Annotated in this window: 17 protein-coding genes; 4 read left to right on the forward strand and 13 right to left on the reverse strand. The window is 70.0% G+C overall.

All coding sequences use genetic code 11. The annotated features are described in order from the left end of the window. The first annotated feature begins 599 nt into the window (after nucleotides 1-599). Complete coding sequence (locus MKP15_RS12960) at nucleotides 600-1,784, forward strand: benzoate/H(+) symporter BenE family transporter (RefSeq protein ID WP_240212976.1); 1,185 nt, start codon at nucleotides 600-602, stop codon at nucleotides 1,782-1,784. A gap of 58 nt (nucleotides 1,785-1,842) precedes the next feature. On the opposite strand, the gene MKP15_RS12965 is transcribed toward MKP15_RS12960, so the two are convergent. The 4 genes from MKP15_RS12965 to MKP15_RS12980 form a co-directional block, all read right to left on the reverse strand. After that, nucleotides 1,843-4,002, reverse strand: a complete 2,160-nt coding sequence (locus MKP15_RS12965) for a lytic murein transglycosylase (protein WP_240212977.1) — start codon at nucleotides 4,000-4,002, stop codon at nucleotides 1,843-1,845. 65 nt (nucleotides 4,003-4,067) lie between these two features. After that, nucleotides 4,068-5,042 carry an L-histidine N(alpha)-methyltransferase gene (gene egtD / locus MKP15_RS12970; RefSeq protein WP_240212978.1) on the reverse strand — a complete coding sequence of 325 codons (975 nt, stop codon included), beginning with the start codon at nucleotides 5,040-5,042 and terminating at the stop codon, nucleotides 4,068-4,070. Between the two features lies 1 nt (nucleotide 5,043). Next, entirely contained in the window at nucleotides 5,044-6,345 is a 1,302-nt protein-coding gene (egtB, locus tag MKP15_RS12975) for an ergothioneine biosynthesis protein EgtB (RefSeq protein ID WP_240212979.1), read from the reverse strand. 55 nt (nucleotides 6,346-6,400) lie between these two features. Beyond that, nucleotides 6,401-6,796: a YchJ family metal-binding protein gene (locus tag MKP15_RS12980; protein WP_240212980.1), complete on the reverse strand. Its 396-nt coding sequence runs from the start codon at nucleotides 6,794-6,796 to the stop codon at nucleotides 6,401-6,403. A gap of 80 nt (nucleotides 6,797-6,876) precedes the next feature. On the opposite strand from MKP15_RS12980, the gene MKP15_RS12985 reads away from it, so the two are divergent. The 3 genes from MKP15_RS12985 to MKP15_RS12995 all read left to right on the forward strand — a co-directional run bounded on the left by MKP15_RS12985 (nucleotide 6,877) and on the right by MKP15_RS12995 (nucleotide 11,526). Next, a complete protein-coding gene (locus tag MKP15_RS12985) occupies nucleotides 6,877-7,653 on the forward strand; it encodes a TSUP family transporter (RefSeq protein ID WP_161614282.1) in 777 nt (258 codons plus the stop codon). Between the two features lie 97 nt (nucleotides 7,654-7,750). Next, nucleotides 7,751-8,494, forward strand: a complete 744-nt coding sequence (locus MKP15_RS12990; RefSeq protein WP_240212981.1) for an SDR family NAD(P)-dependent oxidoreductase — start codon at nucleotides 7,751-7,753, stop codon at nucleotides 8,492-8,494. A gap of 161 nt (nucleotides 8,495-8,655) precedes the next feature. Next, entirely contained in the window at nucleotides 8,656-11,526 is a 2,871-nt protein-coding gene (locus tag MKP15_RS12995; RefSeq protein ID WP_240212982.1) for a TonB-dependent receptor, read from the forward strand. Nucleotides 11,527-11,635: 109 nt separating this feature from the next. Here MKP15_RS12995 and MKP15_RS13000 read toward each other — a convergent pair whose 3' ends face one another. The 9 genes from MKP15_RS13000 to MKP15_RS13040 all read right to left on the reverse strand — a co-directional run bounded on the left by MKP15_RS13000 (nucleotide 11,636) and on the right by MKP15_RS13040 (nucleotide 18,800). Then, the gene (locus MKP15_RS13000; RefSeq protein WP_240212983.1) at nucleotides 11,636-11,785 is read right to left on the reverse strand and encodes a hypothetical protein; all 150 of its coding nucleotides are present in this window, start codon (nucleotides 11,783-11,785) and stop codon (nucleotides 11,636-11,638) included. A gap of 86 nt (nucleotides 11,786-11,871) precedes the next feature. Then, nucleotides 11,872-12,249, reverse strand: coding sequence for an MAPEG family protein (locus MKP15_RS13005; RefSeq protein ID WP_104937620.1), 378 nt, complete (start codon nucleotides 12,247-12,249; stop codon nucleotides 11,872-11,874). Nucleotides 12,250-12,318: 69 nt separating this feature from the next. Beyond that, the gene (gene folE, locus MKP15_RS13010) at nucleotides 12,319-12,918 is read right to left on the reverse strand and encodes a GTP cyclohydrolase I FolE (protein WP_054661311.1); all 600 of its coding nucleotides are present in this window, start codon (nucleotides 12,916-12,918) and stop codon (nucleotides 12,319-12,321) included. Nucleotides 12,919-13,047: 129 nt separating this feature from the next. Beyond that, complete coding sequence (locus MKP15_RS13015; RefSeq protein ID WP_054661308.1) at nucleotides 13,048-13,686, reverse strand: RpiB/LacA/LacB family sugar-phosphate isomerase; 639 nt, start codon at nucleotides 13,684-13,686, stop codon at nucleotides 13,048-13,050. Between the two features lie 70 nt (nucleotides 13,687-13,756). Continuing rightward, the gene (gene kduD, locus MKP15_RS13020; RefSeq protein ID WP_104937618.1) at nucleotides 13,757-14,512 is read right to left on the reverse strand and encodes a 2-dehydro-3-deoxy-D-gluconate 5-dehydrogenase KduD; all 756 of its coding nucleotides are present in this window, start codon (nucleotides 14,510-14,512) and stop codon (nucleotides 13,757-13,759) included. 203 nt (nucleotides 14,513-14,715) lie between these two features. Continuing rightward, nucleotides 14,716-15,774 carry a LacI family DNA-binding transcriptional regulator gene (locus tag MKP15_RS13025; RefSeq protein ID WP_104940059.1) on the reverse strand — a complete coding sequence of 353 codons (1,059 nt, stop codon included), beginning with the start codon at nucleotides 15,772-15,774 and terminating at the stop codon, nucleotides 14,716-14,718. A 203-nt stretch (nucleotides 15,775-15,977) separates the two neighbouring features. Then, nucleotides 15,978-17,261 carry a TRAP transporter large permease gene (locus tag MKP15_RS13030; protein ID WP_104937617.1) on the reverse strand — a complete coding sequence of 428 codons (1,284 nt, stop codon included), beginning with the start codon at nucleotides 17,259-17,261 and terminating at the stop codon, nucleotides 15,978-15,980. A gap of 3 nt (nucleotides 17,262-17,264) precedes the next feature. Next, nucleotides 17,265-17,783, reverse strand: coding sequence for a TRAP transporter small permease (locus MKP15_RS13035; RefSeq protein WP_104937616.1), 519 nt, complete (start codon nucleotides 17,781-17,783; stop codon nucleotides 17,265-17,267). 12 nt (nucleotides 17,784-17,795) lie between these two features. After that, complete coding sequence (locus MKP15_RS13040) at nucleotides 17,796-18,800, reverse strand: TRAP transporter substrate-binding protein (protein ID WP_240212984.1); 1,005 nt, start codon at nucleotides 18,798-18,800, stop codon at nucleotides 17,796-17,798. Nucleotides 18,801-18,813 lie beyond the last annotated feature (13 nt).

Genomic DNA, 18,813 nt, shown 5'->3' on the forward strand with positions numbered 1-18,813 from the left:
AACAAACTATTCATTGCTTGATCAAACGTCTGCAAGATGGACAGTCATCCACTCCTGCAGGCGCCCTCACAAGATACCTGCGCATACTTTCAAAGAACTTCGGAATCGGCCTCAGCGCCTTCTTCCTAGTGCCCGACGTTTCCGTCCGAGCGAGCCGCCCATTATAGCCGGCTTTTCCGCTTCGTCAACACCTCGTTTCGAGGTCCGACTCCGCCGCTCCAACCGCAAACCCGAGGGCTTTTCGTCGAAGCGAGCCGCCTATTATGGCAGCCTTTTCGTTGCCGTCAACACCCTGTTTCGAGGAAGTTGCCGCCGCTTCGTGGTTGCCGTCACCGGAGTGACTGGCGCCGTGAAGCGAGGGAGCGAATTCTAGACATGTTTGTGAAATGTGCAATCACTTTCTGCGTCTGCGGCGCCGGAAATGCGTTGGCGCCAGACTCGGCAAGGTCGCCGGCCGCCACGGTCCTCTGGCAGCGCTGCGGCAGGGGTCGCGGTGCTGGCATCCCTCCTATGCATGTGGGGCCATGCTTGCGGCGCGGCCGGGTGGCCGGCCGCGCTGCTGGGCCACAATGGGGTTCTTTCCTTCCCTGCACCGCACGATGGCCGATTCCTCACCGCGCTCGCTGTTACGTGATCTTTCGCTCCCGGCGGTGGTGGCCGGCTTCATCACGGTCCTGGTGGGCTTCGCCAGTTCGGCGGTGATCGTGTTCCAGGCGGCGCAGGCGGTCGGCGCCGGGCAGGCGGAGATCGCCTCGTGGATGTGGGCGCTGGGCATCGGCATGGGCGTGACCTGCATCGGCCTGTCGCTGCGCTACCGCATGCCGGTGGTGACGGCCTGGTCCACGCCCGGCGCGGCGATGCTGGTGGTCGGCGCCGCGGGGCTGCCGCTGTCCGACGCGATCGGCGCGTTCGTACTGGCCGCGCTGATGGGCACGCTGGCCGGCTTCTCCGGCGTATTCGAGAAAGCGATGCGGCGCATCCCGGTGTCGCTGGCCTCGGGCATGCTGGCCGGCGTGCTGCTGCGCTTCGGGCTGGACGTGTTCGTCTCGGTGGGCACCCAGCCGTTGCTGGTCCTGGCGATGTTCGCCACCTACCTGGGCGGACGCCGGCTGGCGCCGCGCTACGCGGTGATCGCCACCCTGCTGGTGGGCGTGGCCATCGCCGGCAGCCAGGGGTTGATGCACATGGATCAGGTGCAGCTGCAGTGGGCGCGGCCGCTGTTCACGATGCCGACGCTGTCGTGGGCGGCGGTGTTCGGCATCGCGTTGCCGCTGTTCATCGTCACCATGGCCTCGCAGAACGTCCCCGGCGTGGCGGTGTTGAAGGCTTCCGGCTACGACGCGCCGATATCGCCGGTGGTGGGTTGGATCGGCGTGGTCAATACGCTGCTGGCGCCATTCGGCGGGTACGCACTGAACCTGGCGGCGATCACCGCGGCGATCTGCATGGGCCGCGACGTACACGAGGACCGGGCGCGGCGCTACCCGGCGGCGGTGAGCGCGGGCGTGTTCTATATCGTGATCGGGCTGTTCGGGGCGACGGTGGCGGCGGTGTTCGCCGCCTTCCCCAGGGAGCTGGTCGCCACCCTGGCCGGCATTGCGTTGCTCGGCACCATCGGCAACAGCCTGGCGGTGGCGCTGAAGGATGAGGGCGAGCGCGAACCGGCGCTGGTGACGTTCCTGGTGACGGCCTCGGGGCTGTCGATGGCCGGGATCGGGTCGGCGTTCTGGGGGCTGGTGGCAGGGGTGGTCGCGTTGCTGGTGTTGCGGCGGCCGGCGCGCTGACGTTCCGGCCCTCTCGCCCACCCCTCTCCGGTGGAGAGGGGCTTCAAAGGCAAGGGCGTTACAGCGGCCGGACCTCGAATACCTGTTTCAGCGTGTGGCGGCCGCCCGGCGCCAGTTCGATCGCGTCCGGGCCGACGTTGCCGGCTTCGACGCACACGTAGTTGCGCCAGCCGGCGCCGATGTCGTCCATCTTCGCGGCGGCCGCTTCACCGGCGTTCCAGACAACGGCGGAACGGCTGCCTTGGGTGGTGATGTCGATGCTGCGGCCGAAACCCGGGTCGCGCAGCACGTAGTGGCCGCGCGCCTGGGTGTAGATGCGGTCGCTGCGGCCGGGATCGCGCGGGTCGCGCAGGTTCCAGTCGCCCTGCTGGACATGGGCGTTGCCGCCGTCGAGCTTGTCCAGGTAGGTCAGGCCATCCAGCCCGGCGACGTCGACCTTGAGCGCATCGCTGACGTTGAAGTAGTTGTGCAGCGCCTGGGTGAAGACCGCCGGCTGGCTGCCGGTGTTCTCGGTGATGAGTTCCTGTTCCAGCGTGCGGCCGATGCGCAGGTTCATGGTCAGGCGCAGCGCCAGGCCTTCCAGCGCCGGCGGCGCCAAGGTCAGCAGCACGGTGCCGTCGGCCTCGCGCCGGGCATCGCGCAGTTCCCATGGCACGGTGCGCACGAAACCGTGCGAGGGCACGTCGCTGCCCTGGCCCTGCCTGGCGAAGTACGGCCAGCACACCGGGCTGCCGCCACGGATCGGGGTGGGCGGCTGCTTCGCGGCAGGCGAAAGCCACAGGACGTCGCGGCCGCCCGCGGGCACGAATGACAGCAGCTGGCCGCCGAATACGCTGATCGCCGCGGTGGAGAACGGGGTTTCCACCTTCCAGGCGGTGAAGCCGTTGAAATCGCCTGTGGCCAGGCCCTGCACATCCTTCATCGGAACCTTGCTCCGTACGATTGCTGAGTGGACGAACCGCGAATGGTCGGCGGGCAGCCGGAACACGGTGGGGGTTGCCTGCATGGCCTCGCGCAACGCCTGCAGGATGCGGCTGCCGGCACGGCCATCGGCATCCTGCCAGCCCAACCGCTGTTGTTCGAGGCGGATCGCACGGCGGGTGGCGTCGCCGACCATGCCGTCGGCGCTGCCGATGTCGTGGCCACGCGCGAGCAGCAGGCCCTGCAGTTCACGGCGCTCGGCGCGGCCCAGGCCGGGGTCGTCGGTGGGCCAGGCGGCCAGCAGTCCCGTGCCGCCGCGCAGGCGGTCGGCCAGGGTGGCGATGGCCAGTGCGTAGCTCTCGGCCGCGTTGTAGGAATAGATCGCGTCGTAGTTGCGGAACACCAGCAGCGCCGGCCCCGCGCTGCCCGCCGGCAGCAGCAGCGCGGCGGGGCTGTCGTCGGCTATTGCGGTGGCCTGCAATGCGCCCCCGTCGACCCCGGTGATGCCCAGCGCGCGCCATGCCGCCAGCGGCCTGCGCTTGCCGCGCCCGGCCACGCTGGCGTCGAACCCGGCGGGAATGCGTACTTCGATGCCCCAGGGCTGGCCGCTGCGCCACCCCGACTGCTTGAGGTAGTTGGCGGTGGAGGCCAGCGCATCGGGGATGCTGGCGACCAGGTCGCGGCGGCCATCGCCGTCGCCGTCGACCGCGATGCGCGCGTAGGTGGAGGGCATGAACTGGGTCTGGCCGAAGGCGCCGGCCCAGGAGCCGGTGAGGCCATCGGCGACCAGGTCGCCCTGGTCGATCAGCCGGAGCAGCGCCAGCAGTTCGCTGCGGAAGAACGCCTGGCGGCGCCCGTTGCAGGACAGGGTCGCCAGCGACTGCAGCAGCGGACGCTTGCCGGCAACCCGGCCGTAGTCGCTCTCCACGCCCCATACCGCGACCACGGTGGCCGGATCGACGCCGTACCCGGTGGCGATCCGCTCCAGCAGTGCGCGATGCGTGTCGAGCATGGCGCGGCCGTCGGCCACGCGCTGTGCATCCACCAGCGCGGCGAGGTAGTCCCAGATCGGGGTGGTGAATTCGGGCTGGGCATCAAGCAGCGCCAGCACGCCCTGGTCCGGCGTGACTTCGGCGAACAGCGCGTCGAAGCGTTCGCCGGCCATGCCCTGGGCCAGCGCTGCGGCACGCAGGCCCGCGCCACAGCTGCCGAAGTCGGCGATGGCGGCATGCGCCTGCGGCGCGACGGCAAGCACGGCGGCCAGGCCCAGTGCCGGCAATCCCCGCAACGATTTCATGCAACGGCTCCCTGCCAGCGCGGAACGGACCCCGATGATAAGAGGCACCGCGCCTGCCGTGGGGTTCAGGCCGGCCGCAGCAGGCGCAGGCCGAACATGCGCGCGGGCGCGTCCCAGGCGGCGGCCACCCGCAGTCCGGCCGCCGCGGCCATGGCCGCGAACTGCGCGTCGTCGTACTTGTGGCTGTATTCCACGTGCATGGCTTCGTCGCGCGCAAAAGCGAAGGCCTGCCCGGCCACGTGCACCACCTGCGCGCGGCGGCTGACCAGCGAGGTTTCGATGCGCCGCCATGGCACCACGTAGCGCGCGCGATGGGCGAAGCCGGCCAGGTCGAAGTCGCTGCCGATCTCGCGGTTCAGCCGCACCAGCAGGTTGAGGGTGAAGTCGGCGGTGACCCCGGCGGCATCGTTGTAGGCGGCCTCGATGAGCGCGGGGTCCTTGTCCAGGTCGATGCCGATCAATGCCAGCCCTTCCGGCCCCATCGCCTGGCGCATGCCATGCAGGATCGACACCGCCGCCGCTTCGGTGAAATTGCCCAGGGTCGAGCCGGGGAAGAACAGCAGCGTGCGCCGCGCCGCGCGGCGTGGGGGCGGCAGCGCGGGCAGCGCGGTGAAGTCGGCGCAGACCGGCAGCATCTCGATGGCGGGAAAGTCCACCGCCAGCGCGCGGACGCTGTCCAGCAGCGCGGTGCGCGAGATCTCCACCGGGGTATAGGCCACCACGTCTTCCAGTGCCTGCAGCAGCAGCCGGGTCTTGCGGCCGCTGCCGCTGCCGTACTCCACCACCCGCACCCGCGGCCCCGCATGCGCGGCGATCTGCGGCAGTACCCGCGGCAGCAGGTCCAGCTCGGCCCGGGTGAGGTAGTACTCCGGCTGCCGGGTGATGCACTCGAACAGCGCCGAGCCGCGCGCATCGTAGAAATACTTGGAGGGCAGCGCGCGCGGCCGCGCCGACAGCCCGGCGAGCACGTCGGCGGTGATGGTGGCCCGGTCGGGACGGTGGTCCAGCAACCCCTCCAGCAACGGATCGGCACTGCCCATTTCAGAGGTCCCTGGCCAGGCGCAGGCCGGCGAACTGCCAGCGTGCCGACGGCGGGAAGAAGTTACGGTAACTGGCACGCAAGTGTCCGGCCGGCGTGGCGCAGCTGCCGCCGCGCAGCACGAACTGGCCGCACATGAACTTGCCGTTGTACTCACCCGCACTGCCAGGCAGCGCGCGGAAGCCGGGATAGGCGGCATACGCGCTGCCGGTCCATTCCCAAACATCACCGAACAGCTGCCGCGGGATGCCGGGTTCAATGGCCGCGGCGGCAGCCGGGTGCAGCAGGCCGGCGTCGGCGAAGTTGCCGGCCAGCGGCGCCGCCGCAGCCGCGGATTCCCACTCGAATTCGGTGGGCAGGCGCGCGCCGGCCCAGCGCGCGCAGGCGTCGGCTTCGAACCAGCTGAGGTGGCAGACCGGCGCATCCGGATCCAGCGCGCGCCAGCCGCCCAGGGTGTATTCGCGCTCCAGCGCCGGGTCCCAGTACAGCGGGCGGCACCATTGCCCGGCCTGCAGCTGCGCCCAGCCGTCGCTCATCCACAGCAGCGGGTCGCGGTAGCCGCCGTCGTCGATGAAGGCGCGGTATTCGGCGTTGCTCAACGGACGGTCGGCCAGCGCGTGCGCCGGGACCAGCACGCGGTGCCGCGGCGACTCGTTGTCGTAGGCGAAGGTGGCGTGCGCCGGCCAGGCGGGGGCGCCGATCTCGACGAGGCGTTCGGGGCGTTCGATCCACAGCGCGGGCCCGCCTGCCGGCGCGGCGCGCGGCGCCGGCAGGTCGTCGCGGTAGGCCGGCTGCAACGGGTTGCTCCACAGCGCGTGCTTGATGTCGGTCAGCAGCAGTTCCTGGTGCTGCTGCTCGTGTTGCAGGCCCAGCAACAACAGCCGTTGCGCCTGGTCATCCAGGCTGCCGGCGCGCAGGCACTGGCCGATGCGCTCGTCGACCCGGGCGCGGTACGCCAGCACCTGCGCCAGCGCCGGCCGCGACAGCAGCCCGCGTTGCGCGCGTGCATGCGCCGGGCCCACGCTCTGGTAGTAGCTGTTGAACAGGACCTGCCACTGCGGGTGCAGCGGCTGGTAACCGGGCTGGCGGGCGAGCACGAACTGCTCGAAGAACCAGCTGGTGTGCGCCAGGTGCCATTTGGCGGGGCTGGCGTCGGCCATGCTCTGCACCATGGCGTCCTCGGCCGACAGCGGCGCGGCCAGGTCCAGGCTGGCCTGGCGCACGGCGCGGTAGCGCTCGGCCAGCGTGGGCGGCGTTGTCGCAACGCTGGACGCCTTCAGCAATGCGGCACTGGAAATCTGCATGCCCCCGAGCTTAGCGATGCCCGGTTAGCGCGGCGTCATCGGCGCCGGGCGGGGTTCAGGCAAGCGCGTCCAGGTAATACCAGCGGCCGTCCTGGCGCACGAAGCGGCTGTGTTCCTGCAGGCGCACGGCACTGCAGCCGCCGATGCGGTAGCGGGCGACGAACTCCACCTCGGCGGTGTCGGTGCCGGTGACCCGGTGCCGCTTCACGTCCAGGCCCAGCCATTGCGTGCGCTGGCCCGGCGCATCCTCCAGCGACAGCACCTGCGGCCGCGTATCGGCATGCCAGGTGGCCAGCAGGTAGTCGCGGTTTCCGCTGACGTAGGCGCAGTAGCGCGAACGCATCAGCGCCTCGGCATCCGGCGCGGGCTCGCCGGCATGCCAGCGCGCGCAGCAGTGGCCGTGGGGGCGGCCGGAGCCGCAGGGACAAGGGGAGCTCGGGGTGATCGGCATGCGCGTATTTTCCCTCCCCGCCAGCGCCGCGGCCAGCCGGCACCGGCGTATGCTGTCGCGCCCCCCGTTCAGGTCCGACCATGCTGGAACTCCTGCCCGCCGAGCTGCCCTGGCTGCTCGCCATCGCCTTCGTCGCCGGGCTGGTGGACGCCGCGGTCGGCGGCGGCGGGTTGATCCAGCTGCCGGGCCTGTTCACGGTGCTGCCACAGCACACGCCGGCCGCACTGCTGGGCACCAACAAGTTCAGCTCGGTGTTCGGCACCGGTGCGGCGACCTGGCGCTACGCACGTTCGGTGCGGTTTCCGTGGCGGCCGGTGCTGCTGGCCGCGGCGACCGCGTTCGTGTTCGCCTTCCTCGGCGCCACCGCGGTCAGCCTGCTGGCCAAGGACGCGGTGCGCCCGCTGGTGCTGGCGCTGCTGATCGTGATGCTCGGCTACACGCTGGCGAAGAAGGACTTCGGCGCCCTGCACCGCCCGCGCGAGGTCGGCCGCCGCGAACTGGGCATCGCGCTGGCGATGGGCGCGGTGATCGGCTTTTACGACGGCTTTTTCGGTCCGGGCACCGGCAGTTTCCTGATCTTCCTGTTCATCCGCTTCTTCGGCCTGGATTTCCTGCGTGCGTCGGCCGCCTCCAAGGTGGTCAACCTGGCCACCAACGTGGCCGCGCTGTCGTTCTTCGTGCCCAGCGGCAACGTGCTGCTGGCCTTCGCGGTGCCGATGGCGGCGGCCAACGTCGCCGGTTCGGTGACCGGCACCCGGCTGGCGCTGCGCGGTGGCACGCCGCTGATCCGCAAACTGTTCCTGCTGCTGGTGGTGGTGCTGATCGCGCGCATGGCGTGGGACACGTTCGCCGGCTGAACGCAGCAGAACGGCCGGACCGCAGCCGACGCCACCACCACGGGCGGATGTGGATGATGGGGTGATGGCGGCCCTCCCCGGCCGCCCGGAGACCCCCATGCAACTGGATTTTTCCGGCAAGGTCGCGCTGGTCACCGGCGCCGCCTCGGGCATCGGCGAGGCCGTCGCCCGGCAGCTGGCCGCCGGCGGCGCGCAGGTCGTCGTCGCCGACCTCCACCGCGACGCCGCCGAGCGGGTGGCCGCGAGCATCGGCGCCCAGGCCCGTGCGCGCCAGCTGGACATCAGCGACGCCGACGCGGTGCGGCAACTGGTGGACGCCACCGTGGCCGAGTACGGCGGGCTGCACCTGGCGGTCAACAACGCCGGGATCGGCGGCGCCAGCCAGGCCACCGCCGACTACCCGCTGGAGGAATGGCACCGCGTGCTGGGAGTGAACCTGCACGGGGTGTTCTATTCGATGAAGTACGAGATCGCCGCGATGCTGGCCGGCGGCGGCGGGGCGATCGTCAACATGGCCTCGATCCTGGGCAGCAACGGCTGGGCCGGTTCCACCGCCTACGTGGCGGCCAAGCATGCGCTGGTGGGCATGACCAAGACCGCGGCGCTGGAGTACTCGGCGCGCGGGCTGCGCATCAACGCGGTCGGCCCCGGGTTCATCGACACGCCGCTGCTGGCCGGCATGGACCGCGCGGCCTACGACGGCCTGGTCGCGCTGCACCCCGCCGGGCGCCTGGGCAAGGCCGAGGAGGTGGCGGCGCTGACCTGCTTCCTGCTTTCCGAGCAGGCGTCGTTCATCAGCGGCAGCTACCACCTGGTGGACGGCGGCTACTCGGCGCGCTGAGCCGCCGCGGCCGGTGGTGGCCGCATGCGCGGGGCCCGGCGGTTGCCGTCCGTCGGGTCCAACGCCGTCTTCACTTGTCCGCTCCTAACGAATTGCTTACATATCGCCCACGCCCGTCATGGTGGCGGGCGAGGTAGTCCGGCAATCCAAGGAGCTTCCCGATGACGTCGTTATCGCTGCATCCGCACCGCCTGACCAGAGCCATACAGCTTTCCCTGTTGTGCCTGTTGCCTGCCGTCGCCACCGCACAGGAAGCCACCAGCGCCCGCACCCTGGACACGATCCAGGTCACCGGCACCCGCATCAAGAAGGCCGAACTGGAAACCCAGGTGCCGGTGCAGGTGCTCACCCGCGAGACCATCGACCGTACCGGCTACACCTCGGTGGCGGACGTGGTGCAGCACCTCACCGCCAGCGGCGCCTCGTTGAGTACCAAGCTCAATTCCAGCGGCAACTTCGGCTTCCCGCCCGATGGCGGCGGCGTCGGTGCCGGCGCGGCGACGGTGGACCTGCGCCACCTCGGCCCCAAGCGCGTGCTGGTGCTGGTGGACGGCATCCGCTGGGTCAATGAATCCTCCGGCTCGGGCGTGGGCGCGTCGGTGGACCTGAACACGATTCCGCTGGCGCTGGTCGAGCGCATCGAAGTGCTGGAGGACGGCGCCTCGTCGATCTACGGTTCCGATGCCATCGCCGGCGTGGTCAACATCATCACCCGCAAGAACGTCGACGGCGGCCGCGTCGAGGTCCAGTACGGCGACTACAACCTCAAGGGTGGCGGCACCAGCGGCGTGGACTTCAGCTTCGGCGGCAGCGGCGACCGCGCGCAGTGGGTGGTCGGCGCGTCGTATTTCAAGCAGAAGGAAATCTCCTCGGCCGAGTACCTGTGGGCACGCGAGCCGGTGCCGGGCACCGGGCTGGCCAACGGCAGCTCGGCCACGCCGCAGGGCCGGCTGGTGTTCGCCGACCCGGGCGGCAATACCTACAGCATCACCTCCAACACGGGCGTTACCAACCCGCGCTTCGATCCCACCCAGACCGGGTGCGTGCGCACCGACGACTACCACTGCTTCGCGACGCCGGACCGCTTCAACTTCGCGCCGTACAACCTGCTGCTGACCCCGAACGAGCGCAAATCGGTGTTCGGCCAGGTGCGCTTCGACTTCACCCCGGCGGTCAGCGGCTGGTTCCGCGGCCTGTACAGCGAGCGCACGTCGGCCAACCAGGCGGCGCCGGAGCCGATCTTCCTGGGCACCGATGCCGGCGTGTACAACGAATGGGCCGAGACCCGGCTGGTGATTCCCGCCAACCAGCGCTACAACCCGTTCGGCTTCGACCTGACCACCATCGGCCCGGACGCCAACCTGTTCCTGATCGGGCGCCGCCCGGTCGAAGGCGGGCCGCGCCGCTACGAGCAGGACGTCAAGACCTGGTACGCCGCCGGTGGGCTGGACGGCAGCTTCGAGGTCAACGGCCGGCCGTGGAGCTGGGACATCAACGCCATGTCCAGCCAGAGCAAGGCCACCCAGACCAACACCGGCAGCTACAACATCAAGCACATCAACCAGGCGCTGGGCGACCCGGCGGCGTGCGCGGCCATCGCCGGCTGCGTGCCGCTGAACATCTTCGGCGGCCCCGGCACCATCACCGCGGACATGCTGGCGTGGATCTCGCCGGTGGTGCGCGACCGCAGCAAGAACACCCTGAGCCAGGCCTCGGCCAACATCACCGGCGAACTGGCCGACCTGTGGGCCGGGCCGCTGTCTTTCGCCGCCGGTGCCGAATGGCGCCGCTACAAGGGCGAGTACTACCCCGACCCGATCACCGTGGCCGGCGAATACAACGGCGTACCGTCGGGCGTCACCATCGGCAGCTATTCGGTGAAGGAAGCCTATGCCGAATTCGACGTGCCGCTGGCGCGCGGCGGCTTCTGGGGCAAGAGCGTGGACCTGAGCGTGGCCGGCCGTTATTCGGACTATTCCACCTTCGGCGGCACCGGCACCGGCAAGATCGGGCTGCGCTGGCAGCCGGCCGATGAACTGCTGCTGCGCATGTCCTTCGCGCAGGGCTTCCGCGCACCGTCCATCGGCGAGTTGTACGGCACCCTGAGCCGCTTCGACGCCACCCTGGTGGACCCGTGCAACAACGCCGCGTCCACCACCCCCAAGTGCGTGGCCGATGGCGTGCCGCCCGGTTACGAGCAGGTCAACCCGCAGATCTCGGTGGTCACCTCCGGCAACCGCGACCTGCAGCCGGAGAAGAGCCGTTCGTTCATGGCCGGCGCAGTGTGGAGCCCGGGCTGGGCCGAGGACAGCGGCTGGGCCAGCAAGCTGGACCTGGGCGTGACCTTCTACCGCCACACCATCGACGGCGCGATCCAGGCACCGGACGCACAGGCGATCCTCAACCGCTGCATCGACAGCCGCGACGCGGTGGCCTGCGCCAGCTACACCCGCAACGAACGCGGGCAGATCGTGCGTTTCGAGGACATCCTCGCCAACCTGGGCACGATCAACACCAGCGGCTGGGACTTCAGCGCGCACTGGCTGCTGCCGGAAACCGGCTGGGGCCAGCTGGGCCTGGACTGGAAGGCCACCTGGGTCACCCGCTACGAGCTGGTCAACGAGTCCGGGCAGGCCGAACCCAAGCGTCCCGGGGTGGAGGTCAACGACAGCTCGATCCCGGAATGGACCTCCAACCTGACCGCCAACTGGGACTACCGCAACTGGAACGCGAGCTGGTCGCTGCGCTACGTCGACCGCCTGCGCGAAAGCTGCGCCGGCGCCAACGGCTTCCCGATCTGCACCGACAGCGCGGCCGACCTGCACTGGCTGGGCGCCACCACCCTGCACGATGCGCAGGTCAGCTGGCGCACCGATGCGTGGATGAAGGGGCTGAAGATCACCGTGGGCGTCAACAACGTGTTCGACAAGAACCCGCCGATCTGCCTGAGCTGCACGCTCAACGGCTACGACCCGGGCACGTACGACCTGCCCGGCCGCTACAGCTACGCCCGGCTCAGCCTGGATTTCTGAGCCGCGGCACCGGCAACGCCGACAGGACGACAAAGGGAGCCGCCAGGCTCCCTTTGTCTTTTGCTGCTCTGCTCTGCTCTGCTCTGCTCTGCTCCGTGACGGCCGCCGCTTACCGGCGGTGCTGGTGCGCCGCGTCCAGCTGGGCCAGCCGGCGCGCGGTGGCGTCATGCACGTCCAGCAGGTCGGCGCGGATTTCCCACAGACCGGCCAGCAGCAGCAATGCCAGCCAGGGCCAATGGCGGCGGAACAACGCGCGCATCGTCACCGCAACCTCCTGTCGTCAACACGTCCATCGTGAAACGCAGCCCCGGTGCCGCGCAACGCGGCTCCGGGCGGCCCCCGGCCCTAGCGCAGCAGCGCGCCGGCCAGCCCCATCAGCACCAGCAGCGTCACCGGCAGCATCGACAGTACGAAGCCCAGCCCGCGGCTGGACGGGGCGCTCACGTAGGCGCGCCAATAGATGAAACGGCCGACCAGGTACACCGCGCCGATGCCGGCGACCCAGGCGGCCGGCCAGAAGCGCGCGGCGACGAACAGTGCCGGCAGCAACGCGACCAGCAGCTCCAGGGTGTTCATCTGCACCCGGTAGGCGCGCTCGAAGCCCTCGTGGCCACTGACCGCCGGCGCCTTGACCCCGTAGCGGCCGCGCGCGCGCCCGACCATCGCGCCGAAGAACAGGTACTGGGCCACCGCCAGCAACGCCACCAACTCTACGTAATGCATGGTTTCTCCGGATCCGGGTCGGGGAATGCGCCGGGTCGCCCAGCGGCCGCGGGTTGCCTGGCGCGCGGCTCAGCGCCGCGCGTGGCCCACTTCGATGAAGCGCAGGAACTCGGCGCGGGTGCGGGCATCGTCGTGGAAGCTGCCGCGCATGCGCGAGGTGACCATGCTGACGCCGCGCTTGTGGATGCCGCGGGTGGTCATGCACTCGTGCGAGCCCTCCACCACCACGCCCACGCCCAACGGCTGCAGCACGTCCTGGATGACGTCGGCGATCTGCGCGGTCATCTTTTCCTGCACCTGGAAGCGGCGTGCATAGGCCTCGACCACGCGCGCCAGCTTGGAGATGCCGACCACGCGGCCGTTGGGCACGTAGCCCACGTGCACGCGGCCGATGATCGGCGCCATGTGGTGCTCGCAGTGGCTTTCGTACTCGATGTCGCGCAGCACGATCATCTCGTCGTAGCCGGCCACTTCCTCGAAGGTACGCGCCAGGTATTCACGCGGATCGTCCTGGTAGCCCTTGAACCAGTCGCCATAAGCCTCGGCCACCCGCCGCGGGGTGTCCAGCAGGCCCTCGCGGGCGGGGTCTTCGCCGGCCCAGCGCAGCAGGGTGCGCACGGCCTCCTCGGCCTGGGCCTGGGTGACGGACGGGTTGTTGGAGTCGGCCATGGGTGACGGCGCCTGGATTGCGGGGGTGGACATGCTACCAGCCGGGTGCCGCCGGGGCATCGCGGGCGGCGCCCGGAAACGACGAAGGCGCCCGCGGGCGCCTTCGTCCTCGGCGTCGGCGCGCTGCGGTTACTGGCCGAGCACGCCCTTCACGTAGGCCACGATCTCCGCGTCCTGCGCGTTGTCGAAGAACGCCTGCTGGAAACGCGCGCCGCCCACGGCCTGCTTCACCAGCGCCGGGTCGATCGACTTCAGGCCGGCGATGAAGTCCTTCGAGGCGCCCTGCTTGACCTGCGCCAGGATGCCGGCGTTGGTCATCTGCGACTCCCGGCGCTCGGCCGGGTAGCCCTGGCCACGCTCGCCGGCGAAGGCCTTCTCGAAGATGTAGCGGATGTTGATCTCCGCGCCCCAGCCGTAGCCCTTGGCGAATGGCAGCGACAGCGCGTTGCCGTTGTTGACCTGGGCGAACAGGAAGGCATCGGTCGGCTCGATGCAGTAACCGCAGTACACGCCCGGCCAGGCGTTGAGCGACATCAGCGCGCCCTGCCCGGTGCCGCAGCCGGCGACCACGAAGTCCACGGCCCGGGCGTTGAGCAGCAGCGCGGCGCAGATGCCCAGGTGGATATAGGTCAGGCGGTGGTCGTTGTCGCCGTCCATGCCTACGTTGAACACCTGGTGGCCCTGCGCGGCGGCCACGGTCTGGAGCTGTTCCAGCACCACCGGGTTCTTGGCGGCCTGGCTGAACTCCTGCATCAAGGCGATCTTCATTGCGTCACTCTCTGTTCGAAGGGGGAAATGCGTGGCGCGCGGCCTTTGCCGCGCGCCGGGGAATGCCGGATCAGCGCGCCAGCCAGCCGCCGTCGACCGGGATGACCGCACCGTTGACGTAGTCCGAGGCGCTGGAGGCGAGGAACACGGCCGTGCCGCCGAGGTCTTCCGGCCTGCCCCAGCGGCCGGCCGGGATGCGGTCCAGGATCGCCTTGTTGCGGTCCTCGTCGGCGCGCAGCTGGGCGGTGTTGTCGGTGGCCATGTAACCGGGGGCGATGGCGTTGATGTTCACCCCCTGCTGCGCCCACTCGTTGGCCAGCAGCCGGGTGATGCCGGCGATGCCGCTCTTGGACGCGGTGTAGGACGGCACCCGGATGCCGCCCTGGAAGGACAGCATCGAGGCGATGTTGATGATCTTGCCGCGGCCCTGGGCGATGAAATGCCTGCCGGCGGCCTGGCACATGAAGAACGCGGACTTGATGTTGACGTTCATCACGTCGTCCCAGTCCTTTTCGCTGAACTCCACCGCGTCGGCGCGGCGGATCAACCCTGCGTTGTTGACCAGGATGTCCAACCCGCCCAGGCCCTCGACGGCTTCGCGCACCACGCGCTCGACCGGTTCGATGCTGATCAGGTTGGCCTCGATGTTGACGAAGCGGCGGCCCAGCGCACGCACCTTCCCGGCGGTCTCCTCGGCCGGGACGATGCCGGCGCCGGCGATGTCGGCCCCGGCGGCGGCCAGCGCCAGCGCGATGCCCTGGCCCAGGCCGGTATTGGCACCGGTTACCAGCGCGACCTTGCCTTCGAGGCTGAATGGATTCGTCATGGTGTTCCTCTCCCTGAGCGGTGGTACGGGGGTGGGTTGCAGTGCCGCGTCCGGCCCGGTGGGCGATGCGGCGCGGTGGGTGCGCGTGGCGGTCCTGGTCGGTCCCGCCGGCTGCGCTGCGGGGCCATCATAGCCAGTTTGGTAACCGGTGTCATTCTGCGCCGCGGAATACTGGCTTTCCTTTCCGGAACAATGGCTTGGGGTCAATCCAGGGGCGGTTGGCAGGAATCGCGCACGATCAGGTGCGGGCGCACGCTGGCGATCTGCAGCGCGGCCTGGCCCTCGGGCTGGATCAGCATCGCCGCGGCGGTGCGGCCGGTATCGCGGGTATTGCGCCGCACCGAGGTCAGCGACGGCCACAGCCGCGAGGCCAGCGGGCTGTCGTCGTAGCCGACCACCGACAGTTCGCGCGGGATGTTGATGCCGGCGCGCATGGCGACCTTGTAGACGCCGGCGGCCATCTCGTCGTTGCCGGTGAAGATCGCGGTCGGGCGCTGCTTGCCGAGCAGCAGCTTCTCGGCCGCGGCCACGCCCGATTCGAAGGTGTAGCCGGCCTCGATGATGCGCGCCGGCGGCAGTTCGATGCCGCGCCGCTGCAGCGCGTCGATGAAGCCGGCGGTGCGCTCGTGCGCCGAGCGGTAGGCCGACGGGCCGGTGATCAGGGCGATGTCGCGGTGGCCGAGCGAAAGCAGGTAATCGGCGGCCTCGGCGGCGCCGTCGCGGTCATGGGTGATGACCATCTGCGAGGTGTCGTCCAGCGGCAGCGAGGCGATGCGGGTGTAGCGGCAGCCGATCTCCTCCAGCATGTCGGCCAGCGCCTGGTCCTCGGACGCGCGCGGCACCAGGATCACGCCGTGCAGCTTCTGCTGCTGCACGAAGCGCTTCACCCCCTCGATGTAGCCTGGGCTGCGGGTGTCGCAGGGGTGCACCACCAGCTCGAAGCTGGAGCCGCGCAGCGCGTCGAGCGCGCCGTACTGCATGTCCACCACGTACTGCGCGGTGGGGTTGTCGTAGACCATGCCGATCAGGAACGAGCGCCGGAACGCCAGCCCGCGCGCCAGCGGATCCGGTGCGTAGCCCACCTCGCGCATCAGCGCCTCGACCTTCTCGCGGGTGTCTTTGCGCACCAGCGGCGAGTTGTTGATGATCCGCGACACCGTCTTCTTGGACACACCGGACAGGCGCGCGATGTCGTTGATGGTCGCGGCCCTGCCCAGCGGCCGGGTCGTGGCGTCGGAATCGGCCTTCTTGCGCAATGACATGTCCTTGCAAACCATCCAGCGGAACGGGTTCTGGCGGCGCCGCGCCCCCGTGGGGCACGGCGATGTGAGCGGCGCGGCGGCCTCCCGTGGCTGCCGGCGGCATCCGCCGGCGGCAGGGCAGGGAACCCGCGCCAGGCGGTGATGTTAGCCCGAGACGCCGCTGCGGGCCGGAAACGGCGCCTGACTGTTGCGGCCGGCCCGGCTCAGCCGCGCAGCAGCGCCGGCAGCCACAGCGACAGCTGCGGGAAGAACGTCACCACCAGCAGCACCCCCAGCCCGGCCAGCCAGAACGGCCAGATCGTCTTCATGCTCTGGCCGACGGTGATCTTGCCGATCGCGGTGCCGATGAACAGCACCGAGCCCACCGGCGGCGTCACCAGGCCCAGGCCGCCGGTCAGCACCAGCACCAGGCCGAAGTGGATCGGGTCGATGCCATAGGCTTTGGCCACCGGCAGGAAGATCGGGGTGCAGATCAGGATCATCGGCGCCAGGTCCATGAACGTGCCCAGCAGCAGCAGCATCACCACGATCATCAGCAGCACCATGAACTTGCTGTGCGCGAACGACTGCAGGAACGCCACCGCCGCCGCCGGTACCTGCAGGTAGGCCAGCAGCCAGCCGAACACCGCCGCGGTGGCGATCACGAACAGGATCACGCCGGTACTGCGCGCGGCATGGGTCACCGTGTCCAGGAACGCGCGCCAGCGCAGCTGCCGGTACAGCACGGTGGTGACCAGCAGCGCGTAGACCACGGCGATGGCCGCCGACTCGACCGCGGTGAAGATGCCGGCGCGGATGCCGACGAAGATCAGCGCCACCAGCCCCAGCCCGGGCAGCGCGGCGACCAGCCGCAGCAGCACCGCACGCAGGCCGGGGAAGGCTTCCACGCCGTAGCCGCGGCGCCGCGCCACGGCGTAGCCGGTGAGCATCAGCACCACCGTCATCAGCAGCGCCGGCACCACGCCGGCGGCGAACAGGTCGGCGATGGACAGGCCGCCGCCGGCCGCGGCCGAGAACAGGATCAGGTTGTGCGACGGCGGCACCAGCAATGCCACCAGCGCCGCGGTGATGCTGACGTTGACCGCGAAGTCGCGGTCGTAGCCGCGCTGCACCATCTGCGGGATCATCGTGCCGCCGACCGCCGAGACATCGGCGATGGCCGAGCCGGAGACGCCGCCGAAGAACAGCGAGGACAGGATCGAAACCTGGCCCAGGCCGCCGCGCAGGCGCCCGACCAGCGACGCGGCCAGCGCGATCAGGCGCTCGGAGATGCCGCCGCGCATCATGATCTCGCCGGCGAAGATGAACAGCGGGATGGCGATCAGCGAGGCCGAACCGGTGCCGGCCGAGATCTGCTGCACCAGCACCACGCTGGGCAGGTCCAGGTAGAGCAGGGTGGCCAGCGCGGCGGCGGCCAGCGCATAGGCGACCGGCACGCCGATCAGCAGCAGCGCGGCGAACACCGCGAACAGGATTGCGATACCCATGGTTCAGCGGTCTCCTTCGATGGCGGCCGGCCGCAGCGCCAGCCACAGCCGGTTCAACGCGAACACCACCATCAGCGCGCCGCCCAGGCTCAGCGGCAGGTAGTTCACGCTCTGTGGCAGGTGGGCGCCGGCGGCCTTGATGTGCAGGCCGTCGATCCACAGCACCCAGCCCCACCAGGCGATCACCGCGCCGATGCTGGCCACCACCAGCGGCACCAGCGCATCGACCACGCGCCGCGCCAGCGGGTTGAGGTGCTCGGCCAGCAGGAAGAAGCCGAAGTGGCGGTGGGTATGCACGCCCGCGGCCGCGCCCATGCTCATCGCGGTGCTCAGCAGCAGCAGCGTCACCGGCTCGGTCCAGCTGGGCGAGTCGTTGATCACGTAGCGGGCGAACACCTGCCAGCCCTGCACCACCACCAGCCCCAGCAGGGCGACGACGGCGATGTGGATGACGACGGTGGCCAGGGCCTCCAGCGCGCGCTGCGGGCCGGCCTGGGTACTGCGGAAAGTGGCTTCGGTCATCGCGGCGGATCCTCAGGCGAAATCGCGGATGCGGCGGTGCAGGGCGGCGATCTCCGGCTGCTGCAGGTAGTCGCGCAGCAGCGGCGCGGCGGCCTCGCGGAACGCGGCGATGTCCACCGCGTTGGCCTTCACGCCATGCGCCAGCACCGCCTGCCGCGCCTTGTCCTCGGACGCATCCCATTCGCCACGCATCACCTGCACCGACTGCCGCGCCAGCTCCAGCAGCAGGCGGCGGTCGCCCGGTGCCAGCGCCTCGAAGCTGCGCCGCGACATCAGCAGCACGTCCGGCGCGTACGAATGCTGGCTTTCGGACCAGTAGTGCGCCGCCTCGAAGTGGCGGCTGGAGTGGAAGCTGCGCATGTTGTTCTCGGCGCCGTCGATCATGTGCGTCTCCATGCCGGAGAACGTGTCGCCCAGCGACATCGGCGTCGGGTTGGCGCCGAACAGGCGCATCAGCTGCAGGAAGATGTCCGAGCTGGCCACGCGCAGCTTCAGGCCGTGCAGGTCGCGCGGGGCCACGATCGGATGCTTGGTGTTGTAGAAGCAGCGCGCGCCGGAATCGTAGATCGCCAGGCCGACCAGGCCGCGCTGCTCGAAGCCGGCCAGCACCGCGTCGGCAATGCCGCCGTCCAGCGCGCGGCGCATGTGCGCGACCGAATCGAACACGTAGGGCAGGCACAGCGCGCGGGTCAGCGGGAACGCGTTGTTCAATGCCCCCGAGTAGACCCGGGTGATGTCGATGGCGCCGAAGCGCGCCATGTCGATCGCCTCGGACTCGCGGCCAAGCTGGCCGGAGTGGTACTGCGCCAACCGCAGCCGGCCGCCGGTTTCGCGCTCGAGCTGCTGCCCGATCCATCGGACCGCGGTGACGGTGGGGTAGTCCGCCACGTGGACGTCGGAGGCGGTGAGCAGGCGGCCCTCGCCGGCAGCCCCGCGGCCACCGCCCGCACAGGCCACCAGCGCCGGCGCGGCAAGCGCGCCCAGCCCGGTGGCAAGAAAATTTCTGCGATTGATCATCGAACCCCCTCCA

Origin of the sequence: Stenotrophomonas sp. Y6 (assembly GCF_022436665.1) — a bacterium.
GTDB lineage: Bacteria > Pseudomonadota > Gammaproteobacteria > Xanthomonadales > Xanthomonadaceae > Stenotrophomonas > Stenotrophomonas acidaminiphila_A.

What these genes read in the sequence shown, in the direction of transcription:
- MKP15_RS13030 (WP_104937617.1), bottom strand. Translation starts at nt 17,261, where the DNA reads ATGGGTATCGCAATCCTGTTCGCGGTGTTCGCCGCGCTGCTGCTGATC.
- MKP15_RS12980 (WP_240212980.1), bottom strand. Translation starts at nt 6,796, where the DNA reads ATGCCGATCACCCCGAGCTCCCCTTGTCCCTGCGGCTCCGGCCGCCCC.
- MKP15_RS13000 (WP_240212983.1), bottom strand. Translation starts at nt 11,785, where the DNA reads ATGCGCGCGTTGTTCCGCCGCCATTGGCCCTGGCTGGCATTGCTGCTG.
- MKP15_RS13025 (WP_104940059.1), bottom strand. Translation starts at nt 15,774, where the DNA reads ATGTCATTGCGCAAGAAGGCCGATTCCGACGCCACGACCCGGCCGCTG.
- kduD (WP_104937618.1), bottom strand. Translation starts at nt 14,512, where the DNA reads ATGACGAATCCATTCAGCCTCGAAGGCAAGGTCGCGCTGGTAACCGGT.
- MKP15_RS13035 (WP_104937616.1), bottom strand. Translation starts at nt 17,783, where the DNA reads ATGACCGAAGCCACTTTCCGCAGTACCCAGGCCGGCCCGCAGCGCGCG.
- folE (WP_054661311.1), bottom strand. Translation starts at nt 12,918, where the DNA reads ATGGCCGACTCCAACAACCCGTCCGTCACCCAGGCCCAGGCCGAGGAG.
- MKP15_RS12965 (WP_240212977.1), bottom strand. Translation starts at nt 4,002, where the DNA reads ATGAAATCGTTGCGGGGATTGCCGGCACTGGGCCTGGCCGCCGTGCTT.
- MKP15_RS12960 (WP_240212976.1), top strand. Translation starts at nt 600, where the DNA reads ATGGCCGATTCCTCACCGCGCTCGCTGTTACGTGATCTTTCGCTCCCG.
- MKP15_RS12990 (WP_240212981.1), top strand. Translation starts at nt 7,751, where the DNA reads ATGCAACTGGATTTTTCCGGCAAGGTCGCGCTGGTCACCGGCGCCGCC.
- MKP15_RS13040 (WP_240212984.1), bottom strand. Translation starts at nt 18,800, where the DNA reads ATGATCAATCGCAGAAATTTTCTTGCCACCGGGCTGGGCGCGCTTGCC.
- MKP15_RS13015 (WP_054661308.1), bottom strand. Translation starts at nt 13,686, where the DNA reads ATGAAGATCGCCTTGATGCAGGAGTTCAGCCAGGCCGCCAAGAACCCG.
- egtB (WP_240212979.1), bottom strand. Translation starts at nt 6,345, where the DNA reads ATGCAGATTTCCAGTGCCGCATTGCTGAAGGCGTCCAGCGTTGCGACA.
- MKP15_RS13005 (WP_104937620.1), bottom strand. Translation starts at nt 12,249, where the DNA reads ATGCATTACGTAGAGTTGGTGGCGTTGCTGGCGGTGGCCCAGTACCTG.
- egtD (WP_240212978.1), bottom strand. Translation starts at nt 5,042, where the DNA reads ATGGGCAGTGCCGATCCGTTGCTGGAGGGGTTGCTGGACCACCGTCCC.
- MKP15_RS12985 (WP_161614282.1), top strand. Translation starts at nt 6,877, where the DNA reads ATGCTGGAACTCCTGCCCGCCGAGCTGCCCTGGCTGCTCGCCATCGCC.
- MKP15_RS12995 (WP_240212982.1), top strand. Translation starts at nt 8,656, where the DNA reads ATGACGTCGTTATCGCTGCATCCGCACCGCCTGACCAGAGCCATACAG.